This window comes from Chloroflexus aurantiacus J-10-fl (assembly GCF_000018865.1).
In the GTDB taxonomy this organism is placed as follows: domain Bacteria; phylum Chloroflexota; class Chloroflexia; order Chloroflexales; family Chloroflexaceae; genus Chloroflexus; species Chloroflexus aurantiacus.
Genome location: NC_010175.1, coordinates 228,711 through 246,500 on the forward strand (window position 1 = coordinate 228,711; position 17,790 = coordinate 246,500).

Here is a 17,790-nt window from a genome sequence, read left to right on the forward strand (position 1 = left end):
CTGTTACCAATTCCCATCTTCAATCAATCGCATTTGACACATTTGGATATCAAAACCATCGTGAGGAGGGCTTTGCATGGAACCGGAGATGCAAGCGTTCGTCGATTCGTTGCGCCACAACCTGACTGCCGAGGATGTGGTCAACCTCGAAGCCTGCATGGATTGCAAGATGTGCGGCGAGGCATGTGCATGGTATCTGGTGACCGGTGATGAGAAACTTCATCCCACGTATAAGACCGGTCTGATTCGCCAGATCTATCATCGCTATATGACGGTGGAGGGGCGCATTGGGGGTGCATTGGGGTTAGTGCCAACTCCCACAGTCGCCGATTTGCGGGAACATATGCAATACTTCTGGGCATGTACTGCCTGTGGACGTTGTACCCTGGCCTGTCCATCCGGGATTAGTATTCGCCGGATTGTTCGCCTGGCCCGCGCCGCATACGCCGATTCCGGTCTGAGCCTCGCCAATCCCACCATTCGGTCAATTATCGAAAATACTGATCGACATCGACATAGTTTTGGGTTAACCATGCCCCAGGTCATCGGTCGCGTCGGCCTGTTTTTGCGTAGTGAGGATTTGGAGGTGCCGGTTGATGTGCCTGGGGCTGACATGCTCTTTGTGTGCCCGGCAGCCGGTAATACGAAAATTCCTGATTACGGCATTAAACTTATCAAAATTCTGAATGCGGCTGGTGTCAGCTACACTATTTCGCCTTATGTGATTGATACCGGCACTGAGATTGACCATATTGCTGTGCATCATAACCTTTCAAAGCAAATGTTAGAAGATTGGGAACAGGAAGCGGATCGGCTGGGCGTGAAGAACATTCTGCTCGTAGAGTGTGGCTGCGATACCCGCACCCTTTACGCCGAAGCCTCTGAAACCCTGGGCCGGCCTTTCCGCTATCCGATTGTTAGTGTTGATGCGCTGATGCTTGATTTGATCAAGCAGGGACGGCTACCGGTTGAAAAGACTCATCTGAAGGTGACGCTGCACGATCCCTGTTATGCGACCCGTCTTTCTGGCCTGGGCGATCTGTTCCGCGAATTACTGAATCTCGTCACCGACAATTTTATCGAGATGACACCCAACCGCGAGCATAATTATTGCTGCAATGGTGGTGCCGGTGGGATGCGGTTACCGGAAAACACTGCGACTCGTCGCAAGATTTCGGTGCTGAAGGCCAACCAGATTCGCGCCACCAATGCCACATACGTGACATCACCGTGCGTGGTGTGTACGCTGTCACTGGAAGATACCTGTCAGACCTACGGCCTGGCCCCGCAAGGCGAACGTATGGCACTGGTGTTGTTTGAGGTTGTGTATGCCGCAATGGAGCAGGCGCTTGCCAAACGCGGTGAACTGGATCGGATGCGCATTCCGGCCGAATTACAGAATCGTGATCACGAGTTTTTCGTTGCGCACAGTATTGAGGGTCGCCTGTCAATGTTGATGCAGCTTCCCGAATTTCCAGCCCTCCTTGATTGGCTTGAGCAGGATGATATTGTCAGACGATTCAGCAAGGATCATCCTCACGTGTACGACCTGTTACGGGCCTGGCGTGAAGTCGTGACCGCACCAAAACAACGCTCAATTACCGCCGATTAGTATGTTCGCTATTCGTAAGTAGAGGTGTCCTATGCTTATCACGTTACTGAATATTGTTGCACCAATTGCAATGACCATTTTTGTAGTCGGTGTTGGCTTGCGCCTGGGCCGATTCGTTATGGCATTACTGACGAAGCGCCGTTTTCGGGGAATATCACCAACATTCGAGTCGCCACCGCCACGCCTGGGCTTTTGGCAGTCGTTGGCTGCGGTTCTGTTTGGGCCGTATCAGCACTTTTATCGTCGTGCCAATCCCGTTTGGGGTCGCGGCTACCTGGCTTATCACGTTGCGATTATCACCGAGGTGATCGGGTACTCGATTTCGGCACTCATCGTCTTCGGAAACATCTTGCTCGGTCGACCGATCCCGGATGTGGCGTTACACCTTGAGCACAGCTTCAACTATACGCCGGCCAATCTGCTGGCGATCATCTTCGGCAATGGAGAAGAGCTACAATCACGCTTTCTTTTCGGTGATTTTGCTCCCTACTTTGTGGGTATTACCTGGGTGGCAGTCATTTTTGCCGTTATTGGTAATCTTCATCTGATGACGGTTTTACTCCGCAGATGGAGTGGCGCAGTGGTGAGTGATATTGATCCTCCCGCACATCGTATCCGTACTCCTGGACGGCGACCGTTTGATCGGGTCTTGATTCGGACAATTATCTTCTGCATTATCTGGACAGAACTGCTGGCCCGGTTGCAACTCGTCCCCGGTATCGTGTATGTTCACAGCCTGCTCGGTCTGGCCTTGTTCACCCTGTTGCCCTTCACCTACCTGTTCCACATGGTCTACAACTTTTTGGCGGTCTTCTACGCAACCCGACGGCGCATGGCGCGTACCATTGCGTAGCTGATGTTTTCAACGGGCAACACCTGGCAGACGGGGGTGTTGCCCGCTACACACGAGGAAGCCTGGTGTTGTCTGCGCGGGCAAAAGCTGTTTCTACCCCTCCTCCACCCGTCCGGCGCCGGCGTAAATGTTGAACGAGCTTCCCCGCAGAAAGCCGATCAGGGTCATATTAAAATGCTGGGCCAGGGTAACCGCCAGGGTCGAGGGTGCACCGACGGCGGCGACAATCGGAATCTGGGCCATCAGTGCCTTTTGCATGATCTCGAAGCTGGCCCGACCACTCACCAGCAAAACTGATTGCCGCAGCAGTTCCAGTCGACCACCGAGCAGGTGATCGCCGATCAATTTGTCAACGGCATTGTGCCGACCAATATCTTCGTGAAGAGCGTGGATCTGACCGTCAAGCGAGATGAGGGCGGCAGCGTGTAAGCCACCGGTCCGACTAAAGAGTTCCTGTGCCTGTTGCACCCGTTGATCGATTCCGGCCAGCACCGAGCAACGTACTTGCAGGGTCGGGTCATCGATAAGCGGTGTGCATCCGCGTAACCGCAGGGCTTCCAGCGAAATCTTTCCGCACACCCCACACGATGACGAGACGAAGAAGAGTCGGCGGATATGGTCGAGGTTGAGGTCAAGCTCTGGCCGCAGGGTAACGATCAGAGTGTTGAACCGCGCCTCTTCATCGAGATCGGCGTCAACGCAGTAGCGAATGGTCACGATGTCGTAGCGATCTCGTACAATCCCTTCGCCGAACAAAAATCCGGCGGCCAGTTCAACATCGGCGCCTGGCGTGCGCATCACGGTCGCCAGCGCAGTACTTTGCGGATTGCCCGCTGTAGCCAGGCGAATCTCCAGCGGTTCTTCAACAACGACGGTGTCTTTTGTCTGTTGCCAGCGCCCATCGCGTACCTTCAGTATCGTGCGGCGCCGGGTGCTTGCTCGCGTTATCATGCCGTATGCCCCGCGTTAGCGCTGCTCCTGAAGCACCGCCTCAGTGATCGGATGGATGCTGACCAGCGCCTTGTATGACGGCACACCCGCCCCTGGATCGCGCTGATGGGCATCAATCAAGACGTTACCCTCCGGCCAGTGGACCTGGATGTTGCCCGATTTGAGCGGTGCAAACTTGATCCGTGCCCGCATTTCACCAACTGCTGAACGCAAGATGACCCAGTCCCCTTCGCGAACACCGAGTGTGGCCGCGTCAACAGGGTTGATGAGCACGTCATCGCGCAGCGCACCATTGAGTGGATCACGTTCATCGTGGATGAGCGAGTTGAATTGCTTGCCGCGGCGGGTCTTTAGCACGAACATAGCCGGCGGTAAGGTAGTTACAGGTGGCTTCAGCGGTGTGAACACCGCTTTTCCATCGGGTGTACCGAACCGACCATCGCGACACAGGATGCGCCCACCCCATTGAATATGATCACCGGTCTGGTGCAAATGCTGAATCCCGTTGTATTCAGGGACAATGCGGGCAATTTCATTCCGAATCTGCTGACCGTCGGCGAAATGGATCAGATGCGCCTGTTCTGGCTTCGTTCGTTCCGCCACGCTCAGCAAAATCTCCCACTCACTACGCGCCTCGGCTGGTGGTGGGGCAATGTACGGTGAAAAGATGATTTCGCGTTCGGTTGAGGTTTCGGTTCCGCCATCGCGCTGCTCGTAGCGGGTGGCCGCCGGTAGCAAGATGACGGTGTCTGCCGGTTCAACCAGCATCTGCGTGGTGAGCACAATATCCTGGTGTACGCGCAGTGCCGGTCGAGCCAGCGCGGTACGAATGTAAGCGGGATCGGGCATCGTGTCGAGAAAATTCCCACCCACCGCGTAGAAGACATCGAGTTCGCCGTTGTAGGCGACATCGAGCATGTCACCGCAGCTCAGCCCTTTCCATGCCGGCACTGCGAATCCCCACTGTTCGCCGAGCCAGTGCGCGGTATCGGGTGTGATCGGTTTACCACCAGGGAAGGTGGTAGCGGTGCACCCCATCTCACCGCCGCCCTGTACCCCGCTGTGGCCGCGAATTGGCATCACCCCACAATACTCACGTCCGATGAAGCCACGGGCCAGGGCCAGATTCAGAATCGCTTTCACATTCTCTACCCCGTACTCGTGCTGGGTAATGCCCATGCTCCACACGAATACGGCACTCTTCGCCTGAGCCAGCGCCTCGGCGAAGGCCAGCATCTCGCCGCGCGTTGCCCCACTCGCCCGCTCCAGATCGTCCCACGACTGCTGAGCCAGTGCCACCTGCACCCTCTCAAAGTCGCGCGTATGCGCTGAAATGAAGTCCCAATCCAGCCAGTTGCGCTCGATCAGGTGCTTGAGGGTCCCATTCAGGAAGGCAATATCACCACCGGTGTGAATCTGGAAGAAGCGATCAGCCAGTCGGGTGCCAAACAATGCACTTTCAAAGACACTTGGCACCCAATAGCGTTCCAGTCCCGGTTCGCGGTAAGGATTGATGACAAGGATACGGGTGCCGTGTTGTTTGGCATAGTAGAGATATTTGGTCGTTACCGGCTGGTTGTTCGGCGCATCACTGCCGATGAAGATTAGCAGATCGGTACCAATCCAATCACGATAGCTACAGGTTGATGCAGCTACCCCTAGCGCCTGCTTCATCGCCGTGGTACTCGGTGCGTGGCAGAGCCGGGCGGCGTTGTCAACGTTGTTCGTGCCGAGAAAACGCGCCACCTTCTGCGCTACGTAGTAGGTTTCATTCGTAATCCCGCGTGATGTCAAGTAAAACGCCATCCGGTGCGGATCGGTGTTACGCAACCGGGCAGCAATCTCGTTGAGCGCATCATCCCAACTGATCCGCCGAAACCCGGCTTCGCCGCGTCGGCGCAGCATCGGGTACGGGAGACGGCCCAAAGCACGCAGTTCACGTCCGTTCAGGCGTTGTAGGTCGGCTACATCGTGCAAACGATGAATGTCGAGCGGTGGCATCGTGTTCAGGCGCAGCAGATTGAGTCGCACCGTGCAGAGATGCACACCTTTCATTGTGAAATCACGCAACCCGGCTGTTCCCAACGCGCAGCCGTCGCATACACCTTCGTGCAAGATACGCCATGCTTTGCCGAGATTGTCGCGATTTTCCCAAATAGTACGCACGATCTCCCAATAGTGGTTCGGTTTGACGTGGCCTAAACCGTTGGGTACCAGACTGACCCACGTCGCGGGATTCCAGCCCCGTCGCTTCATACTGCCTCCTCGCGGTTTGCCTTGTGAGGGGATATTAAGGGTATTGTACCAGCAAATACGCGCACGGTGGGTATGTTTGCCGAAGCAAATATTTATCCGGCGTCCAAAATAGTGTGACCAACGCATAGAACTAGAACTTATTTCATAAAAACTGTGCGGTTACGCTCCCAGACGGTCGCACAGACGCATGCACGCTTACCAATTACCCAACAGCATATCCTGCGCTCAGGCTGCCGTAGGTAGCGAGGAGGGCTGACAATCATCTCCGGTGCTATTGCGTGCCGGACTGGTTGCCTTGCCCGCTCGTTACGCATGTGTCGCATGGTGTGGCGTGCGGCAGCGTGGTTGCTGCACCTGGACTTTGGCCCTTTTTGGGAGGAGCTTGCATGTGACAGGCCAGGCTGGTATGGTGAGTAATCAACAGGAACCACCATCACCTTCCAGGCGGCACGCTATGTAGCAGGACCCCACCCCCAAACCACCGTACCCGCGTTGCGGGTAACCTTACAGACACTCCTGACAGCACACCGACCGGCGTTTCGTTAGGAGCGGCCACGTCGTCGGGCCGTGGCACTGCTGGTTGGTAACCTGTTTGCGTTCGCCAGACATACCGTCACGCAGGTGTTGCTCGCGCTGGGATTGCACGACGCGAACTGAACGGTATTCTACCGCCTGTTCAGTCGGTCACGGCTTGATGAAGCAATCTTGAACAGGTGCCTGATCCGCATGACGCTGAAGCGCTGTCTGGCGCATGAGTCGTATTTGATTGAGGATCGACGGGAAACAGCTACCACGCACCAGTCGGACGTTCTCAGGGAAGCCACCCGCTCTTGCTGGTGCTGGTCGGGGAAGAGACATGGTCGCACGGGCAGCGGCGTCCCACCCGCGGGCGGCGAGAGCTGATGTTGTATTCAGTGCATGCCGTTGCGGCGGCGACGAGCTGGACGCTGCCGCTGCCGGTGGAGCAGCTCCTGGCCTGGGTCTGCCAGCGCTGCGAGCTGGAGAGGAGAGTGGTGTTGTGGTGGTTCGCGCGTATATAACCGAAACGATGACCCTTATACTGAACCAATGGTCTCTTATGTAGACTGAACGGCGAGCGACAACGTCGGAGCCGGCGTGCCACATATCCCACACCCCGACGGATCACCGCTTGCCGGTACCCAGAGATTGCAATGCGGGCAATGAAAACTGAGTACCCGCGGAACCGGCGTCGGGGAGATTGGTTGAGGGCGCAGTGCAGTTCGTAAACCGGCATGATCGGCGGCACCGAGCAATGTCGCTTGTTCGACCCGATCACCGGCAAAGAGCAGGTCGAGCACCATACCCGGTGCTAGTAAATGGCGAGCAGTGATGTTCACGAATGCCGCATCGTCAATCGTGATCGTCTGCTCTGGCCCATGATCCGGCCACGGTTGTACCGCCAGCGTAACGGTCTCGCCGGCAAAGAAGCCGCCGACATTCAAAACCTCTCGAATCACAACCCGCATGAAGCTATCTCCTGTACCGAGTCGGTCATCAGACCAACCACACATGGCTCGTTACGGATGCTTCCCCTGCAACTCGGCAATCTTCGTTGCCACCGATTGCAAAGCGCCGGTATCATCTTCAGTCAACCCGATCTCGGCCATCGCCTGAGCCGCTGTCTGCAACAGCAATGACGCCGGTGCGGCAGGTTGGGGTGATGGGGGCGACGGTGTTGTCTCTGCTTCAACCACCGGTGTCGGATCCCAAAGCGGATCAGGGCGAATGCGCTGTGGTGGCGCCCAGCCATACACCTTCGCCAGAAACTCGATCATCGCCTGTGCTGCACCGGCCAGCGTATGTTCGGTAGCGACGTAAGCCCGCGCCCGTGCCCCCAGTGCGGCTGCCAGCGCCGGATCGGTGAGCAGACGCCGACAATAGGCGATAATGAGGTCGGTTTCACTCTCGTCAACATCAACCTGCGCCGCTACATCGGGGGGCAATTCGCAAAACGCATCCACGGCGCTTACCAGGGTTGGCTTCCCTGCACCGAGCAGGCGAAGCAGGCTGGCACTGGTTTCGCCGGCAGTGGGATAACGTAAATTCAGGCAGACATCGGTAGCAGCCACGTAATCCTCAAATTGAGCCCGCGCAACATAGCCGGTGACGGTCACCGCCTCTTGCAGGCCGAGACGCTGGATAACGCCTTTGAGGTCATAATTTGGCGACACCGAGCCAACCAGCAGACAATGCACATCGATGCCTTCACGACGCAACCCGGCCACGGCGCGCAGGGTTGGTTCGATCCGCTTCCAGGCGTTGATATGGCCAAAGCTGGCCAGTAGCGGTTGATCGAGTGGTAAACCGAGTCGCTGCCGCGCAGCAATCCGGTCGATCAACGGTGGCAGTGGCACCCCCATCGGCACGTAACCACAGAGCAGGTCTGGACGGGTTGCGGTCACACGCCGCAACAGGTAATGGCTATGACCGATCACCGCTTTGGCTGCCGCTAACACGTCTTCGTTGCAGGGAAAAGCAAACGCAGCTTCGCTGAAGCGCGAACGGATCATCAGTTGCGCCATATGGTCACCGTCGGCACCGTAGCGTGCACGCATCATGGCTACATAGCGCTGGACATCGCGCTGAACGTTGGCCGCATACCAGAGCATGAAGTGATGGAGCACAAAATCGTGCAACACAATCACGCCGGGTACACGCTGTGCCATCCGCCAGATACCGGCGTGGGCCGGGCTGTTGCCCATGTGATAGATAATCGCATCGAACTGTCCACGCCGGGCCATGCGTTCAAGCTGGCGAATCGGCTTAATCGGGAAGTGTTTCGCCAGATGAGGATTGGTTGGCCGTAAACCATCTTCAACGAAGAGCGTCAGTGCAGCATACTGTGCAAGATACGGCAGCAGCTCCTCACTGTAATCGGAGATGCCTGAAGGAGCCGGATTGACCGGTGAACAGTAGGCAATACGCAACATCATGCTCGTTCCACCAATGCCGCCACCAGCTCGCGACAGAAGACCGGAATATCGGCGACAACCCGCCCCCATACCAGATGACCATCACGGAATGCGGCTTCATCAACCCACAGCGCACCGGCGTTGATCAGATCGTCTTTAATGCCGGTCGAGCCGGTAGCCGGACGACCACGCACGATACCGGCAGAAATCGCGATGGAACCACCGTGACAAATGATCCCGATCACCTTTCCGGCGGCATCCATTGCCCGCACCAGATCGGTTACCACCTGATAGCGACGCAATTTATCAGGCGCCCAACCACCGGGGAGCACAAGACCAAACAAATCATCGGCGCGCAATTCAGCAATCGTCGTGGTTGGCGTAATCTCTAACCCATTCTTCCCCCGCACCGGGCGCAGATCAAGTCCGGCGGCCAACACCTCTGCCCCTTCTTCCTGCAAGCGCATCAACGGCACGTAGAACTCAAGGTCTTCTACCCCTTCTGCCAGCAGAATAGCGATCTGTTTTCCTGCCAGTCGCATAGCGGTTCTCCCTTGTCAGTGTAAGAGTCTATCTATACCCATGGATAATTCATTATTCAGACAAGCGCCAAAGACCGGTCTCAACCAGCACAGCACTTTTTCTGTCTTCAGGCATCAGGCTTGCGACAACAACCTGTCAGCACCCGGCCATTGCCGCACACAGTTGCCACCAGCCGCCTTTGCTGCGTACAAGGCTTCACCGACGCGACTCATCAATTCGACGGCATTTCGTGCATCACGCGGGAACGAGGCTAATCCGATAGAAATTGTCACCTGAAGATCAAGGGTACCGGGGCGAATGATCGATTCGGCTACCGACAGCCGCCACTGCTCGGCACGTTGAAACGCCGTTTCCGGCATGACACGCGGTAGCACCAGAAGTAATTCATCACTGCCATACCGACAAAAGATGTCGCCACCCCGCACCTGACGCCCAATCAAGCCGGCCAGATGTTGGAGCACGGCATCACCGAGAGCACGACCAAACTGCCAGTTCACCTGTTCGAGCTGGTCAATATCGATGAGCGCAACGCTCAGCACAATCTGCTCACGGTCGGCCCGACGCAGTTCGCGATCAAGCGTCTCGTTAAGATAACGCCGGGTATACAGACCGGTGAGCGGATCGCGGATCTGCTCGTTCTGCAATCGCACTGTCAATGCCTGCACCTGCGCACGGGCTTCAGCCAGGTGTTGGCGACGGGTCTGATCAATCTGCCAGCGGATGGTTGCCGACGTGATGGCCCGCGTCAGACACAAAGGCTGTAACTCGGCGACGGTCAATACTTCATGCACCCCGATCTGCAATACGTGAGCAGCGCCAGCAGTATCAACCACCACTCCAACCAGTGGTACCTGTTCGGCATAAGCTGCCAGCCCTTCAGGTATCTGCTCGCGCAGATCGATCAAGTTAGGTTGACCGGGTGTCACTGTGGAAGCCGGTACTATCTGCCAGCCAGAACCCAGGCGGGCGCTGAGTTGAGTGATCAGTGCGTTATCAGTCGTGATAATCGGTAGAAACGAAACGGCTGATGCCATACAATGCCCCACAGTCTATGAGCTATGACAACGATAGCACAACTCGCCACGACCGACAAGTAGGGGAGGGTTTTGAAACCGCTCCTACGGATGGTGAAGCCATGCCTCGAATATGCGGTAAACCGTGATTATCCACACCCTTTACGATGAACGATGGGCACTGTGTTGATGATTACAGATGAATGTGCTTTATAGGGGCGGGTTTTGAACCCGCCCCTACTATACGCGGGATACGGCGAACGAGGAGTGGCGACAAGGTACGTCTTGCATCGCGTGCCATGCTTTGTATTGTTCAGAGATGAACAGACTCCATTCTGCATAACAACAGAGGCGACCAGGCAGTCGCCTCTGTTGCTGCGTACATACGTGACTCATGGTGGAACATGGACCGACGTCTCAACCTCTCACCTTACGTTCGCTGCGACAACCGGCGCCGTGCCCAGACAGCGATCAAGACGAGCGGCAACCAGACCGGCGTCCAGACCAGGAACACAATCACAGCATTTGCCAGAGTCTGGCCGAGCTGGATCAGATTGCGCAGAGCGATGCGGGCCACCTCTAGCGGTTGCCAGGCGTCCTCTTCAATGATCGGGGTTGGTGGCGGTACCGGCAGGAGTTCAACCGTAATAGTTGACATTGCCGCGCTCTGTTCGAGATACTGCATCCGACCCTTTATCCGCTCAATCTGCTCCTGGATCTCGGTAAGTGCCTGATTTACCATGAGCGCATCGTTGACATTCTGGGCACGAGAGAGCAGATCGAGGAGACGGGCATTCGTCGCTTCAAGGTTCCGCAACCGTGCCTCCAGATCGACGTATTCTTCAGTGACATCGCTGCCACTGACACTGCGGCGCAGCACGTTACTGGCCAGGCCCTCTGCATCACGCAATACCGCTTCAAAATGCTCAACCGGCACGCGCAAGACAATCGTTGCCCGCAGGTCTTCCCCGCTTCCGTACGTTTCGACACTTGCAACAAAGCCGCCAAGCGCTTCTGCTTTTTGCCGTAACGCCTGTTCGGCAGCCAGAACATCGGCGACTTCCAGAGCGATGGAGGCGTTTTTGATGATCAGACGCTGCACAGCCACCTCACTGCCTATCGCCGATTCTCCACTACTTACACCACCGGCAAACGAAGCGGTATCTCGTTGGGCAGGAACCGGCGCACCGCTCAACATCGGTGCAGGTGTTGGCATCGCCACAAACGATGTCTGTTCCGACATCATTGCTCCAGGCTGACCAAACAACACGACAGCGCCACCAACCAGTAGTACGATGATTCCGATGACGAATGCGACCCTGAAGCGTTTTAGCCTGTCCATCTTAATCCTCCTGCACGGCAAGTGTGTTATATTGCCTTTGAAAGATGGACGTGGACGGGACGGCTAAAGTTCCTCATAATATCAAATCTGGCATTATGAGACATAGCACGCTATCCACTCGATCACACCAGCCCTGCCCCTGAGCACGGATGTGCGGCACCGGCGTTTCCGCTACGCACGCCATGTGATCATACGCCCGCACGGATGCTGGTTCGAGGCAGGCGCATATTGGAACGTTTTCAGTTGCGTGTGCTTTGCGGGATAACACGCTGGCATGGATTCCGGTTCGAGGCAGGGTTGCGTGTGGCGCAGGGTTTGGAGTGCGGCAGCATGGCTGCCGCAGCAGTCGTGCTTACGATCTGGCGCGTGGTGTAGCGGTACACCTGCTGGTAATGGTCATACCGGGCGGTCGCGTCGTGCGCAATGGATGGAATGAGTGGCTGGAACAGGACGAGGTAAGGTGATGCACTGGCACAGGCTGGAAGCCAACTCTACGGAAAGCCACATCGGTGCCACGCTGCCGGCACCGTTGGATGATCTACCGCGGATGTCCCTGGCAATGATGCGCAGTAGCATAGAAGACGGAGGGCAATTATCGTGCAAATCGTCGATCCGGCACTTCGGCTAGCAAGGAAATGACACAAGATTATGTCAACTTAACCTGCTTCGCAACCTGCTGCACATTCCCCAGACAGCATGATCCCTGCGGATTGCGCACATCACACGCACATTGATCGGCGGCAATACCGGCTTTAATGTCAGCAATCACCGCTGCCCGCGCCTCTGGCGAAGCCTGTTGGATATCGCCTACCCGATATTGAAAACAGTAGCATACCAGCACATCTGGTCGTTCAGGCTCTTTCTGATACACCCGCTCACGGATCTGGTCTACGGTCAGCGTTTGACCGTTATCAGCGGCAAAATAGACCACCGGGCAGTGTTGTGAACGGCAAAACCAGAAGGATGACCCCTGAACCTGGCGCAGGCTAATCGATACCAATGCCTTCACCGTCTGCAAGCCTACTCGTTTACCGGATGCACCACACACCGGACACGATACAGTTTGTCGCCGAGGGGTATTCAAGCCACATGTAGCCGATTCTGTCGGCGAGCACTCGCATGGTGTAGTCATACCATTCCTCTCGTGCAGGTGTTGTTTGATCGCAACAACACCATACACCTTCCAGCAACTGGAAGGTCAAGGGTGATGGATAGTGAAAAAGCATATCATCTTGCAGATTGTGTGTAAGGATTTGGTGTTTCTTCGTTCAATGTTTTGGAGTACAATAAGCAACGTATCAATCCCATTGCCGGAAAGGGCAGTTCTTCGAGCACAGGTGATGAAGAGCAGAGGTGTGCCCTCTGCACCACACATACGCGAGAGAACTCTCGATTTGGAGCACAGGCATGGCGGCTCTTCCCTTCGTGATGATCTATCTCATCCCGGCAATTATTGCCACCGGGCTGGCGATTGTCATGTGGCAACGTCGTTACTATCGCGGAGGACGCCCCTTCACGCTCCTGCTGGCAGCGATTGCCTGGTGGAATCTCTGCCATGCGTTGAGCATCGCCGATACGACATTTGAAGGGACGCTCTTCTGGTCATTACTCCAAAATGTGGGCATTGTGCTGATTGGGCCATGCTGGCTCTTAATCGCACTGGCATACTCTGGCGAATGGTGGCGCGTTGATCGCCGGATTCGGCGCGGTATTTTTATCCCCGAATTGATTGCACTGATCTTCGCCCTTACCAACAACCTGCACTACCTTTGGTGGTCTACGGTTGTTGCCGATACGTCACGACCATTCCTCTGGCTCTCGGTCACCCGTGGGCCGGCCTTCTGGTTTCACAGCATCTACGCCTACGTCTGTCTGGCAATTGGCATTATCATCCTCTTCCGGGCCTCGGCACATGCACCACCGGTACACCGCTACCATTCCCGGCTGATGCTGGCAGCGGCCCTCATCCCGGCAGTCGGGAACATCGCCTTTCTCAGCGGCCTCAAGGTGCCGTGGAATGACGATCCGACACCGATTCTGCTCCTCATTTCCGCAGCCCTGGCGATGTACACGACAATGCGCTATCAGCTTTACGATCTGGCACCACTGGCCGAACAGGAGGTGATTGCCGGGCTGCCCGATGGCTTAATTGTGCTCGACAGCCGTGGCCTGGTGGCTGAAATCAACCAGCACGCGCCACGACTATTGGGTATCCAACAGGGGCGCTGGATCGGCAGGTCCTTAACCAGCCTGATCGTCAACTCGCCGTTTGAACGGGATTTGCAGCGGTTACTCAACACGCCGGTTACCGGCCCTTCCCGGCCTGTCATCTGCGAAAATGGCACACAGGCGATTGAAGTGCGCCTCCGCCCACTCCAATCGGCGGCTGGAATTACCACCGGTTCATTGCTTTTGATCCGCGATGTCAGTGAGCGTATGCGTGCCGAACAAGAGCGCGCACGCCACATTGCAGCCCTGCGTCTCATCAACAGCATCGCCCGCAGCGCCAACACCGCCCAAGAGACATCCACCCTGCTTAAGACGATTGCGCACATTATCGTGCAGGAAGGTCATTGGGAACGGGTATCGATTGGTCTGATCGATAACGCGCAGAACATCCATGTGACGATTGATTACACAACGGCAGGCTATGGACGATTACACGATCAGGTAATCAGCGGGGTCGCCGCCAGTGCCCTGATCGAGCGTATTCAACATGGCCGACCCGAACTGATCAATTTGAGTGAACTCACTGTCACCGATCCACTGGCTGAAACCATGCAGCAAGAAGGGCTGCAATCGTTATTACTGGCCCCCCTGCGCCACGATCAACATGCGGCAGGCATTTTGGGCCTGGCTTCGAGTGAAACTAAGAGCATGACGCCAACCCTTACCGAGCTGGTGATTGCCATTGGCGAATTGATTACCGATGCACTCATCCGGATTCGGCTCTACGAAGAGGTGCAACGTGCGGATCGGCTCAAAACCGGCTTTCTGGCCACCGTCAGTCATGAACTACGTACTCCCCTTACCACCATCATCGGCTACACCGATATGCTACGCCGTGGTGTCCTGGGTGAATTAAGCCCGGAAGTCCAGGAGACATTGCATTATATGCGCCAGGCCAGTCTCAATCTGATGCGCCTGATTAGCGATATTCTTGAGTTCTCGCGGATGGAAGCCGGTCAGTTGATCATCGATATCGAACCGGTACCGGTTTCGGTTATCGTTCAGAATGTGGTTGGTCAGATGCAACCGCAGATCCGCGAACATCAGCTTCATCTGATGGTCAATATTCCACCTGACTTACCAATGATTCAAGCCAATGCGGGTCGTCTCGAACAGGTTTTGATCAATCTTCTGAGTAATGCGATCAAGTTCAATCGTCCGCAAGGACTGATTGAGATCAAAGCCGAGACTCGTGGTGAGTGGGTACGCATCAGCGTGCGCGACACCGGCATTGGAATTGCCCCTGCCGATCAGGAACGGATTTTCGAGGAGTTTGAGCGCGTCAAGCAAAAGAATGGACATTCAGTCAGTGGCGTTGGTCTGGGGCTGGCGATCTGTCGGCGGCTGATCCAGCACATGGGCGGCAAGATCGGGGTCAAGAGTACACCCGGCGAAGGATCGACCTTCTTTTGCGACCTGCCAGTTGTGCCGGTATCGCGTACTGTTGGGGCAGAGGCCGACGTATGACCGTACCCCCGATTCTGTTCTAAGCCGTCATCTCTCTCGCTGCCGGGCAGCGGCCACTCCTAACGCACCGGGCGTTACCCGGATTGTCGTCGTGGCGGCGATGCGAGCGAACGGGGTGGTTCGACGAACATCAGCAATGTATTCTCCCACCCTTGGCCCGCCCCACGCACCTTGCTCCCCATCAGTCGGCGCAGTCGCCTGGCCGCCGGCATTACTGCCGACGCCGGTCGGCTCTTACCCGACCGTTTCACCCCTTACCGGAAATCCGGCGGGACTGTTCTCTGTTGCCGTCTTGCGTCACCGGCAGATTACTCCACCGGTGCCCCCGCTTGCTGTTTCGCGGGGCGACCTTCCACACGATGGTGGGCGGGGAGTCGGGAAGTTCCTCTGGGGTTAAACCCCAGCGACGGCCCGTCATACGTCGGCGCCATCTGTAAGTATAGCACACCAGGAGCGGATTACCAGTAGAGATTTGTGTCTACATCATATCAAGTCTTGCAGGTGTAATTCTGGTGCTGAAGCGTTTCCAGGTGTGCCACCAGCGAGCAGTAGGGGCGACTCATGCGGCGGCGTCGAGGCACGGCATGCGGCGCAGGGGCACGCCATGCGGCGGCAGCGTAGGGGCACGGCATGCGGCAGCGGCGCAGGGGCACGGCATGCCGTGCCCCTACAGGCCAGAGTCATCGGCGGCTGGCGTGTGATAATTCTAGCCTGCCCGTGTAGCATCTCACTTATGACAGCATTCGTAGCAGCAATCTACGTGCAAAGTCGTTTGGTTGTCGTCGGCGTCGTAGGGGCGACGCATGCGTCGCCCCTACAGGCCAGGTTCATCGGCGGCTGGCGTGTGATGAATTCCAGCCTGCCAGTGTAGCATCTCACTTATGACAGCATTCGTATCTGCAATCTACGTGCGAGGTAAAGGGTATACGCTCTGATTGGATAACAGGACGAACGCCATGCTTCCACACGATGAGTATCTGTGCATCACCTTCACGTCAATGCTCACAACCGGTGCTACATTTGAAAGCGGTTGAGCAACTCTTGTTTCATATCCCACAGCCGTTGACTGAGCGAGACGTGATAGATGTGCGGATTCATGATGCGTCGCACCCCAAGATCGAGCCGCTCAACATCGGCGTACCGCCGCGCCCGCATCTGCTCGATTGGTTGTGGCTCGATCAGACGCCGGCCTGCCAGCATTGCCGGCTCAAGCAACGGCTCAATCCCGGTCAGTTCGGCACGGACGACCACCCGCTGACGGGCATGATCGCTAGGGTGGCGTAGCCGAATCAGTTCTTCCTGGGTCGGGTCTTCGTCCTCAAGTGCAATCAGATCGGCGGTGGCCTTGCCCCGACTATCGTACAATCGCCAGACCCGCTTCAGGCCGGGATTGGTCAGTTTGGCCGCACTTTCGGCGATCTTAATTGCGGGTTGCCATTCGCGTCCATCGTGCAACGCTACCAGCTTGTAGACTCCCCCCAACGCCCCTTCACCATGTGAGGTCACCAACCGTGTACCAACACCGTACACCAGACGGCGAATAATAGCATTGGCATCGGCATTGTAGCGCGGCGCTTCCTGAACGATCTGGCTTTGAATCTGCCAGATCACCAGTTCATCGAGGTCATTGGAAAGCACAATAACGGTATCGGGAAAACCGGACCGATCAAGCATCAAGGCCGTTTGAATTGCCAGATACGCCAGATCACCCGAATCAAGACGCACACCAACTGGTTTGTGGCCTTTCGCCCGCAACTCTTCAAAGACGCGAATCGCATTGGGCAGACCGCTGTTCAGCGTGTCAATCGTATCGACCAGTAACAGACAATCGTCGGGATAGACCTCGGCGTAAGCACGGAAGGCGTCAAGTTCACTCATGCCGAGGGCCAGAAATGCCTGCACCATGGCGTGGGCATGTGTCCCTTTGGCGGTCTGCCCGACAGTATGGGCCAGACCGACATTCGAGGTAAAATCGGCGCCACCGATCAGCGCGGCACGGGTGCCGGCATTGGCTCCCATCCCCTGGCCGCGACGCAGGCCGAATTCCAGCACCGTGCTGGCACCACTCGCCTCGCGAATACGGCTGGCTTTGGTAGCAACCAGTGTCTGGTAATTGAGATGATTGAGCAGCGCTGTTTCCAAAATCTGCGCCATGAGCAACGGCCCACGCACAATCGTCATCGGCGCCTGGGCATGAACTACTCGACCCTCTGGGACGGCCCACAGCGTCATCCCACCGAAATGACCATGCCGACTCAGGTAGGTCAGAAAATCTTCGGCGAAGATCGGGTTACCGACCCGATTCCGCTGGTTGCGCAACACTTCAAGCTCGGCAGGGCCAAAGCATGCCGTCTCCATCCAGTCGAGGAGCCATTCCAGACCGGCAGCAATGCAGTACCCGGCAGCGTGCAAGCCGTAGTTGGGTGGCTGGCGGAAGAAATGATCGAATTGCGCCATGCGTTCGTGAATGCCCATCCGAAAATAGAGTTGGGCCATTGTCAATTGATACTGATCGGTGAAGAGGATGCCGGTAGCAGTACGCTGTTGGACGTTGTTCATACAAGCCTCACTGTATAGTGTAAATTATACAC

12 protein-coding genes are annotated in these 17,790 nt (G+C 56.5%); 3 read left to right on the forward strand and 9 right to left on the reverse strand.

The window, feature by feature from the left end:
* The first annotated feature begins 76 nt into the window (after positions 1-76).
* On the forward strand, positions 77-1,612 hold the full coding sequence (locus tag CAUR_RS00925) for a (Fe-S)-binding protein (protein WP_012256091.1): 1,536 nt from the start codon (positions 77-79) through the stop codon (positions 1,610-1,612).
* 31 nt (positions 1,613-1,643) lie between these two features.
* Complete coding sequence (locus tag CAUR_RS00930; protein WP_012256092.1) at positions 1,644-2,465, forward strand: hypothetical protein; 822 nt, start codon at positions 1,644-1,646, stop codon at positions 2,463-2,465.
* 93 nt (positions 2,466-2,558) lie between these two features.
* On the opposite strand, the gene fdhD is transcribed toward CAUR_RS00930, so the two are convergent.
* From fdhD to CAUR_RS00970, 8 genes are all read right to left on the reverse strand, one after another.
* On the reverse strand, positions 2,559-3,416 hold the full coding sequence (gene fdhD, locus CAUR_RS00935) for a formate dehydrogenase accessory sulfurtransferase FdhD (RefSeq protein ID WP_012256093.1): 858 nt from the start codon (positions 3,414-3,416) through the stop codon (positions 2,559-2,561).
* Between the two features lie 15 nt (positions 3,417-3,431).
* Positions 3,432-5,672 carry an FdhF/YdeP family oxidoreductase gene (locus tag CAUR_RS00940; RefSeq protein WP_012256094.1) on the reverse strand — a complete coding sequence of 747 codons (2,241 nt, stop codon included), beginning with the start codon at positions 5,670-5,672 and terminating at the stop codon, positions 3,432-3,434.
* Positions 5,673-6,748: 1,076 nt separating this feature from the next.
* A complete protein-coding gene (locus tag CAUR_RS00945; protein WP_012256095.1) occupies positions 6,749-7,159 on the reverse strand; it encodes a hypothetical protein in 411 nt (136 codons plus the stop codon).
* 51 nt (positions 7,160-7,210) lie between these two features.
* Positions 7,211-8,626 (reverse strand): glycosyltransferase family 4 protein, encoded by a 1,416-nt coding sequence (locus CAUR_RS00950; protein ID WP_012660401.1) that lies wholly within the window; start codon positions 8,624-8,626, stop codon positions 7,211-7,213.
* The gene (locus CAUR_RS00955) at positions 8,623-9,147 is read right to left on the reverse strand and encodes a type 1 glutamine amidotransferase domain-containing protein (RefSeq protein WP_012256097.1); all 525 of its coding nucleotides are present in this window, start codon (positions 9,145-9,147) and stop codon (positions 8,623-8,625) included. Before CAUR_RS00955 ends, CAUR_RS00950 begins: the two co-directional genes overlap by 4 nt.
* A 114-nt stretch (positions 9,148-9,261) precedes the next feature.
* Entirely contained in the window at positions 9,262-10,182 is a 921-nt protein-coding gene (locus tag CAUR_RS00960) for a GGDEF domain-containing protein (protein ID WP_012256098.1), read from the reverse strand.
* Between the two features lie 409 nt (positions 10,183-10,591).
* Positions 10,592-11,503: a DUF4349 domain-containing protein gene (locus tag CAUR_RS00965; protein ID WP_012256099.1), complete on the reverse strand. Its 912-nt coding sequence runs from the start codon at positions 11,501-11,503 to the stop codon at positions 10,592-10,594.
* Positions 11,504-12,149: 646 nt separating this feature from the next.
* A complete protein-coding gene (locus tag CAUR_RS00970) occupies positions 12,150-12,635 on the reverse strand; it encodes a putative iron-sulfur cluster-binding metallochaperone (protein ID WP_012256100.1) in 486 nt (161 codons plus the stop codon).
* A 275-nt stretch (positions 12,636-12,910) separates the two neighbouring features.
* On the opposite strand from CAUR_RS00970, the gene CAUR_RS00975 reads away from it, so the two are divergent.
* Positions 12,911-15,199, forward strand: a complete 2,289-nt coding sequence (locus CAUR_RS00975) for a sensor histidine kinase (protein WP_012256101.1) — start codon at positions 12,911-12,913, stop codon at positions 15,197-15,199.
* Positions 15,200-16,213: 1,014 nt separating this feature from the next.
* Here the strand turns inward: CAUR_RS00975 and CAUR_RS00980 are convergent.
* Entirely contained in the window at positions 16,214-17,758 is a 1,545-nt protein-coding gene (locus CAUR_RS00980) for a nicotinate phosphoribosyltransferase (protein WP_012256102.1), read from the reverse strand.
* Positions 17,759-17,790: the final 32 nt, after the last annotated feature.

Coding starts and splice junctions, on each gene's coding strand:
- fdhD (WP_012256093.1), bottom strand. CDS start 3,416: ATGATAACGCGAGCAAGCACCCGGCGCCGCACGATACTGAAGGTACGC.
- CAUR_RS00945 (WP_012256095.1), bottom strand. CDS start 7,159: ATGCGGGTTGTGATTCGAGAGGTTTTGAATGTCGGCGGCTTCTTTGCC.
- CAUR_RS00930 (WP_012256092.1), top strand. CDS start 1,644: ATGCTTATCACGTTACTGAATATTGTTGCACCAATTGCAATGACCATT.
- CAUR_RS00975 (WP_012256101.1), top strand. CDS start 12,911: ATGGCGGCTCTTCCCTTCGTGATGATCTATCTCATCCCGGCAATTATT.
- CAUR_RS00925 (WP_012256091.1), top strand. CDS start 77: ATGGAACCGGAGATGCAAGCGTTCGTCGATTCGTTGCGCCACAACCTG.
- CAUR_RS00960 (WP_012256098.1), bottom strand. CDS start 10,182: ATGGCATCAGCCGTTTCGTTTCTACCGATTATCACGACTGATAACGCA.
- CAUR_RS00970 (WP_012256100.1), bottom strand. CDS start 12,635: ATGACTACACCATGCGAGTGCTCGCCGACAGAATCGGCTACATGTGGC.
- CAUR_RS00950 (WP_012660401.1), bottom strand. CDS start 8,626: ATGATGTTGCGTATTGCCTACTGTTCACCGGTCAATCCGGCTCCTTCA.
- CAUR_RS00980 (WP_012256102.1), bottom strand. CDS start 17,758: ATGAACAACGTCCAACAGCGTACTGCTACCGGCATCCTCTTCACCGAT.
- CAUR_RS00940 (WP_012256094.1), bottom strand. CDS start 5,672: ATGAAGCGACGGGGCTGGAATCCCGCGACGTGGGTCAGTCTGGTACCC.
- CAUR_RS00965 (WP_012256099.1), bottom strand. CDS start 11,503: ATGGACAGGCTAAAACGCTTCAGGGTCGCATTCGTCATCGGAATCATC.
- CAUR_RS00955 (WP_012256097.1), bottom strand. CDS start 9,147: ATGCGACTGGCAGGAAAACAGATCGCTATTCTGCTGGCAGAAGGGGTA.